Source organism: Microcystis sp. LE19-41.2A (assembly GCF_027530405.1).
In the GTDB taxonomy this organism is placed as follows: domain Bacteria; phylum Cyanobacteriota; class Cyanobacteriia; order Cyanobacteriales; family Microcystaceae; genus Microcystis; species Microcystis aeruginosa.
In genome coordinates this window covers 1-6,391 of record NZ_JAPZQJ010000285.1, presented here as the reverse complement: position 1 = coordinate 6,391, position 6,391 = coordinate 1, and the positions used below count along the sequence as shown (strand labels likewise).

6 protein-coding genes and 1 pseudogene are annotated in these 6,391 nt (G+C 45.4%); 3 read left to right on the top strand and 4 right to left on the bottom strand.

Translation table 11 applies throughout. The features are described 5' to 3' along the window. Positions 1-267: 267 nt before the first annotated feature. The gene (locus O9290_RS12245) at positions 268-1,563 is read right to left on the bottom strand and encodes a Glu/Leu/Phe/Val family dehydrogenase (RefSeq protein WP_287169750.1); all 1,296 of its coding nucleotides are present in this window, start codon (positions 1,561-1,563) and stop codon (positions 268-270) included. Here O9290_RS12245 and O9290_RS12240 point away from each other — a divergent pair. Beyond that, positions 1,562-1,867 (top strand): hypothetical protein, encoded by a 306-nt coding sequence (locus tag O9290_RS12240; RefSeq protein ID WP_196219867.1) that lies wholly within the window; start codon positions 1,562-1,564, stop codon positions 1,865-1,867. The two genes, O9290_RS12245 and O9290_RS12240, sit on opposite strands and share 2 nt — an antisense overlap. On the opposite strand, the gene O9290_RS12235 is transcribed toward O9290_RS12240, so the two are convergent. Then, positions 1,853-2,014, bottom strand: a complete 162-nt coding sequence (locus O9290_RS12235) for a CAB/ELIP/HLIP family chlorophyll-binding protein (RefSeq protein ID WP_487353236.1) — start codon at positions 2,012-2,014, stop codon at positions 1,853-1,855. The two genes, O9290_RS12240 and O9290_RS12235, sit on opposite strands and share 15 nt — an antisense overlap. 258 nt (positions 2,015-2,272) lie before the next feature. On the opposite strand from O9290_RS12235, the gene O9290_RS12230 reads away from it, so the two are divergent. Further along, on the top strand, positions 2,273-3,835 hold the full coding sequence (locus tag O9290_RS12230; protein WP_004163193.1) for a B12-binding domain-containing radical SAM protein: 1,563 nt from the start codon (positions 2,273-2,275) through the stop codon (positions 3,833-3,835). Between the two features lie 478 nt (positions 3,836-4,313). Then, a complete protein-coding gene (locus O9290_RS12225) occupies positions 4,314-5,393 on the top strand; it encodes an AOC03_06830 family ribosome hibernation factor (protein ID WP_288087107.1) in 1,080 nt (359 codons plus the stop codon). 2 nt (positions 5,394-5,395) lie between these two features. Here the strand turns inward: O9290_RS12225 and O9290_RS12220 are convergent, their stop codons facing one another. After that, positions 5,396-5,839, bottom strand: a complete 444-nt coding sequence (locus O9290_RS12220) for a molybdenum cofactor biosynthesis protein MoaE (protein ID WP_288087105.1) — start codon at positions 5,837-5,839, stop codon at positions 5,396-5,398. Between the two features lie 184 nt (positions 5,840-6,023). Continuing rightward, a pseudogene (locus O9290_RS12215) lies at positions 6,024-6,391 on the bottom strand (hypothetical protein); the annotation flags it as partial.

The window sequence follows — 6,391 nt, the reverse complement described above, 5'->3', positions numbered from 1 at the left end:
GGGGGTCAATTACCTAATTTTCAGGGAAAAAGTCCCTGAATTTCCCCCTGATCACTCCCATATCTGGTACTTTTTGAGGGGAAAAAAGTCCAAAAGTCTTATCCAACAAGGTTTTTAGATTTATTCAGCAAGCCCTATTTAGGGTTTGCGGCAAAAAGTTTTTCCTGGGGAAGTGGGGAAGTGGGGAAGTTGTCTCATCACCCTATCACCCCAAAACCCTATCACCCTATTTATTTCCTGACGACCGACGACCGACTCCTGACGACCTTAAGCTCCCGTCTTATTTTGATAATAATCGCGGGTTCCCTTGGCATCTAGGGCTTCTCCGAGACGAGCAATCGCCTGGGCGTAGGCGGCGTTACGCAGAGATATATCGAACTCCTGGGCGAAAGACCAGACTTTTTCCGCTTCTGTCACCATTCTTTCTTTTAAGCGCTCATTGATCTCGTTTAATCGCCAATAAAGACCGCTGCGATTTTGCACCCATTCAAAATAACTCACCGTTACCCCACCGGCGTTAACCAGAATATCGGGGAAAACGAGAATCCCTTTTGAGTCTAAAATGCGATCGGCTTCTGAGGTAGTCGGACCGTTGGCCACTTCAAAGATATATTTTGCCCGCACGCGATCGGCATTTTCGGCGGTAATTTGGTTTTCTAGGGCAGCCGGAATCAAAACATCCACATCTAGGGCTAACAATTCTTCATTACTAATCGCCTCGTGTTCGACGATATTACACACAGTACCCTCACAGTAAATAGCAGTAATTCCGCGATGTTCCTGTTTATACTCACGAATGCTGGCAATATCTAGGCCTTTTTCCCGATAAATGCCGCCCTGGGAATCACTTACCGCCACCACTTGATAACCGGCTTTGGCGAGGAGATCCGCCACTACGGCCCCGGCGTTACCGAATCCCTGAACGGCTACGGTAGTATTAGCCGGTTTTTTGTCTAATTTCGGCAAAAGAGAATGAATAACATGAAAAGCTCCTGTTCCCGTCGCCGTATCGCGGCCACGACTGCCTCCCATGGTTAAAGGTTTCCCCGTCACCACCGCCGGACTAATTTTACGCTGAATGATGCTGTACTGGTCCATCATCCAACCCATGATCATCTCGTTGGTATAGACATCGGGGGCAAGAATATCGATATCGGGACCGATAAAGTCGGCTATACCCTCGATATAGCCCCGGCTAAGACGTTCTAACTCGGCTTTTGACAATTCTTTCGGATTGAGGGTAATGCCGCCCTTAGCCCCACCAAAGGGCAAATCCAGCAGGGCGCATTTAAAGGTCATCCAAAAGGCCAAGGACTGCACCTCATCAATGCTGACGTTGGGATGATAGCGCACCCCTCCTTTGCCGGGGCCGCGGGTGTCATCGTAGCGGACGCGGTAGCCTTGGAAGATTCTTAAAGTGCCGTTGTCCATACGGACGGGTATGGAGACGCTGAGACTAGCTTTGGGATATTTTAACCGCTCGATCGCATCATCGGAAATGGAGACATACTTAAGGGCGCGTTCTAGGCGACTGCTGGCATCGGTAAAGAGTGATTTCGACATGATTTTTTTCCCCCTATCTATCCCCATTAGAACACGAAAAAACAGTATATTTCGCTACAGTTTATTTTTCTTAATTAACCATAGACAGGAATTGCCGACAAGTGTTCTCAAACAAGGTTACTTGAGAGATTTTCCAGTACATCATCTACCCCACACCCCACACCCCACTTCCCTATCACCCCACTCCCCCATCCCCAACCTGCAACTAAAAAAGGGAAAGAGCGATGCTCCTCCCTTTTTTGATAATTTATTCAAGACGATTGTAGATGCACAGCAATCGAGGCTGAAATTACATCAAGCCTAATTGAGCAAGGATACCTTTGTGGGTTAAGTATTCCGTAGCTACGCCAATGACGAAACCGAGCATGGCTAAACGACCATTCCAGTTTTCAGCGAAAGCGGTGAAGCCGAGTTTGTTTTCTTGCTTATCCATGGTGAATTGCCTTCCTATAATAAAATTGCATTTGATTCAAGTGCTTGATATTAAATGTAACATAACTTCCCAGACTATGCAACATTTGTTTACATAAATTTTATTAATGTTGACCATAAACTTTTATGGGGGCAGGGTCAAGGGTGGGCAATGGCGGCCGAAAATCAAGCCTGATCTTAGTTCTAGGGCTAAATAACGGTTTTCCCATCCCTGACCGAAAAAGATTACAATCAAGCGAAAGGTCAAGAATCGATCGCCATCGAGCGAGGAGTGAATATGCGCGCCTTACTGATTTATCCCGTTTTTCCGCCGACTTTCTGGTCTTATAACAAAATTCTGGAATTAGTCGATCGCAAAGTCTTACTTCCTCCCCTGGGTATGGTGACGGTGGCGGCGATTTTACCGCAGCAATGGGAATTTAAACTGGTTGATCGCAATATTCGGGCGGTGACAGAAGCAGAATGGGATTGGGCCGAAATAGTGATTCTTTCGGGCATGATTGTGCAACGTCAAGATTTAATCGAGCAAATTCACGAAGCCAAGCAACGGGGTAAACTGGTGGCTGTGGGTGGTCCCTATCCCACTTCTATCCCCCACGAAGTGGCCGAGGCTGATTTTCTGATCCTCGATGAGGGAGAAATCACCATCCCGATGTTTGTGGAAGCATTGGCAAGAGGAGAAACTAAAGGTGTTTTCCGCACCACAGAAAAACCCGATGTGACAATTACCCCGATCCCACGCTACGATCTGCTCGATTTTGAAGCTTATGATTCCATGTCGGTACAATTCTCGCGCGGATGTCCCTTCCAGTGCGAATTTTGCGATATTATCGTTCTCTACGGTCGTAAACCCCGCACCAAAACCCCCGCACAATTATTAAAAGAATTAGATTATCTCTACGAGTTAGGTTGGCGCCGGGGCGTGTTCATGGTGGATGATAATTTTATTGGCAACAAGCGCAACGTTAAATTACTCCTCAAAGAATTAAAAGTTTGGCAAGAAGAACACCAGTATCCTTTCCGGTTTAACACGGAAGCATCGGTGGATTTAGCCGCCGATCCCGAATTAATGGAAATGATGGTTGATTGTTACTTTGATGCCGTCTTTTTAGGTATTGAAACCCCCGACGAAGAAAGTTTACAATTAACCAAAAAATTCCAAAATACCCGTAGTTCGTTAACCGAGACGGTAGAAAAGATTATTAAAGCCGGATTGCGCCCTATGGCGGGATTTATCATCGGTTTTGATGGCGAGAAAAAAGGAGCGGCCGATCGCATTATTAATTTTGTCGAAGAAGCGGCCATTCCCACGGCTCTCTTCGGAATGTTACAAGCTTTACCCAATACCGCCCTATGGACTCGCTTGGAAAAAGAAGGACGACTACGATTAACGGGGAAACAGGACATTAACCAAAGTACCCTAATGAATTTCGTTCCCACTCGGCCGATCGAAGATATTGCCACAGAATATATTGAAGCCTTCTGGAAATTGTACGATCCGGAGGTATTTCTTGATCGCACCTATCGCTGTTTCCTGAAATTAGGCGCACCTAAAGCGAAACCAGCCTTTAAACTGCCTCGCCGGGCCGATCTCTATGCCCTAGCGGTAATTATCTGGCGACAGGGCTTTAAACGTTCCACTCGCTGGAAATTCTGGCAGAATTTATTCGGTATTTTGCGCCATAATCCCGCCAATGCCGAACACTATATCACTGTCTGCGCCCACAACGAGCATTTCCTGGAATACCGTCAGATTGTTCGGGATGAAATTATGGCACAATTAGCCGAATTTCAACGCCAAGAGGCATTAACATCGGAAAAAACCGCCATAGCGGCCTAATTAGGGTATGCTGAAAAAGTTTTTCCTGGGGGCAGGGTGTGGGGTGTGGGGTGTGGGGTGTGGGGTTTTACCGGTTTTGAGGGGGCCAATTACCTAATTTTCAGGAAAAAAGTCCCGGAATTTTCCCCCTGATCACTCCCATGCCCAGTACTTTTTGATTGACAAAAAGTCTAAAAGTCTTACCCAACAATGTTTTTAGATTTATTCAGCAGCTCCTAATTATTCCGAGGATGGGTTATTTACCCATCCTGAACATTTTCTGTCCTGATGGTGGACGATCGATAAATCAATACTATTCCTATTTTCCGGTTAAAAATTCCCTCAATCTCTGCCAAAGCAATTCAGTATAATTTCTTAATTTTCTAGATATAACTACATTTTTTCCCTAAAATGTTAGCTGGAATACTGAATAAATCGAGAAAATCTGGATAAAGCCAGTATTTTTAGCTCCTTAACCCTATAAATCAAGGGAAAGTCAATGATTACTCGTCAAGAACTTAAGAAACTACAATCCCTAGCTCAAATACCCGCCCTTTCCATTCTCTTACCTACCCATCGCACCTCACCGGATAACAAACAAGACCCTATTCTCGTTAAAAATTTGGTCGATGAAGCAAAGCACCGATTATCGGCAGAATTCTCTAAACGTGAAATCGAACCTTTGTTCGAGCGCCTCGATAGTCTAGTGGCTGAAATAGATTATCCTTATACTCTAGATGGATTAGCTATCTATATTGGTCCGGATATTGCCAAGCTTTATAACCTGCCTTTTTCTGTCCAGGCAAGAGTTGTCATCGATAAAACCTTTGCCACACGGGATTTAGTTTATGGATTACATCGAGAACAACCCTATTGGCTGTTACTATTAAGTCAGGGTTCTACTCGTTTAATCTCAGCTACAGGAGAAACTCTCGAAGAAATTCGCGATCAAAATTTTCCCTTAGAAATGACTGGACCGGGGGCCACCGCACCACTGCCCTTTGATGCCGATACCAGTTATCTAGATGATAGAATCCGGCGATTTTTCCAGCAGGTAGATAATGCTCTGGGTGAATACATTGACATTGATGATTCTTCCCCTTTGATTGTGGGTGGAGTGGTTCGTCAAATTTCCTTCTTTCAAGAAGTTTCACAGTACACATCAGCAATTGTTGGCACTTTAACCGGCAATTTTGACAAAACCTCACTGCCAGAATTAATTCCGCAAGTATTGCCGATTATGCATTCAGTGCGTCAGACTCAAAAAACTGAAGCCCTGCAAGCTTTGGACGCGGCAGTCAGCGCTCAAAAAGTTATCTCTACCCTGGGAGAAGTGTGGCGTTTAGCGCAGGAAGGTCGAGGAAAATTGTTATTAGTGGATAAAAATTACCATGTACCCGCAGTTTTAAGCGAAAACGGTGATTTGATACTGGTGGAAAACGTCGGTGGTACGGAGGTAATCGATGATGCAGTGGATGAAATTATCGAAGTGGTATTGGCCAAGGGAGGACGTGTAGCTTTAGTCGATGAAGATTCCTTGAACGATTACCAAAAAATTGCCTTAATTTTGCGTTATTAGACCTAATGTTCCGTTTCACAAGCCCCAATACTAACCCATTGACTAGAACCATCAGACCAGTATTCTTTTTTCCAGATGGGGGCATTATGCTTGAGAGTATCAATAGCATAACGACAGGCTGCGAAAGCTTCCCCCCGATGGGGACAACCCACCGCTACTAAGACGCTAATTTCACCGATTTGTAGCTTACCGGTGCGATGGTGAATGACAACTCGATTGGTATCGGGCCAGGTTTGCCGAATTTGCCCGGCAATTTGCCGGAAAACCTCGATCGCCATGGGTTCGTAGGCCTGATAATCAAGATAAATAACCGGTTTACCGTCGGTTTGCTCCCGTACAGTGCCACTCATTAGTACAATAGCACCATTAGCCCCATCATCGGCTAATTGATATACTTCCTGCAAAGATAAGGGAGCAAAACTGACGCGAAAACTATCTGCTGTCATGTATGAGGTGATGGGTGTGGGGTGTGGGGTGTGGGGTGTAGGGTGAAGGGTGTGGGGTGTAGGGTGTGGGGTGTAGGGTGTGGGGAGAAGGGTGTGGGGAGAAGGGTGTGGGGAGAAGGGTGTGGGGAGAAGGGTGTGGGGTGTAGGGAGTGGGGTGTAGGGTGTGGGGTGTAGGGTGTGGGAATTAGGAATTAGGAAGTGGGGGGAATAAATAAAATAATCTCCTGACTACTGCCTTCCTTAACAACATAGCTATCGCTTTTTCGGAGTCAAGAGATGTTTCTATTTTTTCATCTTCATAAAGACAATTGCTGTCAAACCAGCGAGTCAAGTATTTTGGATGTATTTGTACTTCCTTGATATGTTTGTCTTTGAGTCTTTCAGTCAATGGGAATTTTAAGGAACCCATTCTTAAGTGGGTGGGTGGAATTAAATATAAGATGAACGTAGGTTGGGTTGAAGCATGAAACCCAACGCCCGCATGGGTTACGCTACCGCTAACCCATCCTACAAATAATTGTGCCTCCCTACTTAACTTTAATCCTCGCAATA

What these genes read in the sequence shown, in the direction of transcription:
- O9290_RS12240 (WP_196219867.1), top strand. Translation starts at nt 1,562, where the DNA reads ATGATTTTTTTCCCCCTATCTATCCCCATTAGAACACGAAAAAACAGT.
- O9290_RS12220 (WP_288087105.1), bottom strand. Translation starts at nt 5,839, where the DNA reads ATGACAGCAGATAGTTTTCGCGTCAGTTTTGCTCCCTTATCTTTGCAG.
- O9290_RS12225 (WP_288087107.1), top strand. Translation starts at nt 4,314, where the DNA reads ATGATTACTCGTCAAGAACTTAAGAAACTACAATCCCTAGCTCAAATA.
- O9290_RS12230 (WP_004163193.1), top strand. Translation starts at nt 2,273, where the DNA reads ATGCGCGCCTTACTGATTTATCCCGTTTTTCCGCCGACTTTCTGGTCT.
- O9290_RS12245 (WP_287169750.1), bottom strand. Translation starts at nt 1,563, where the DNA reads ATGTCGAAATCACTCTTTACCGATGCCAGCAGTCGCCTAGAACGCGCC.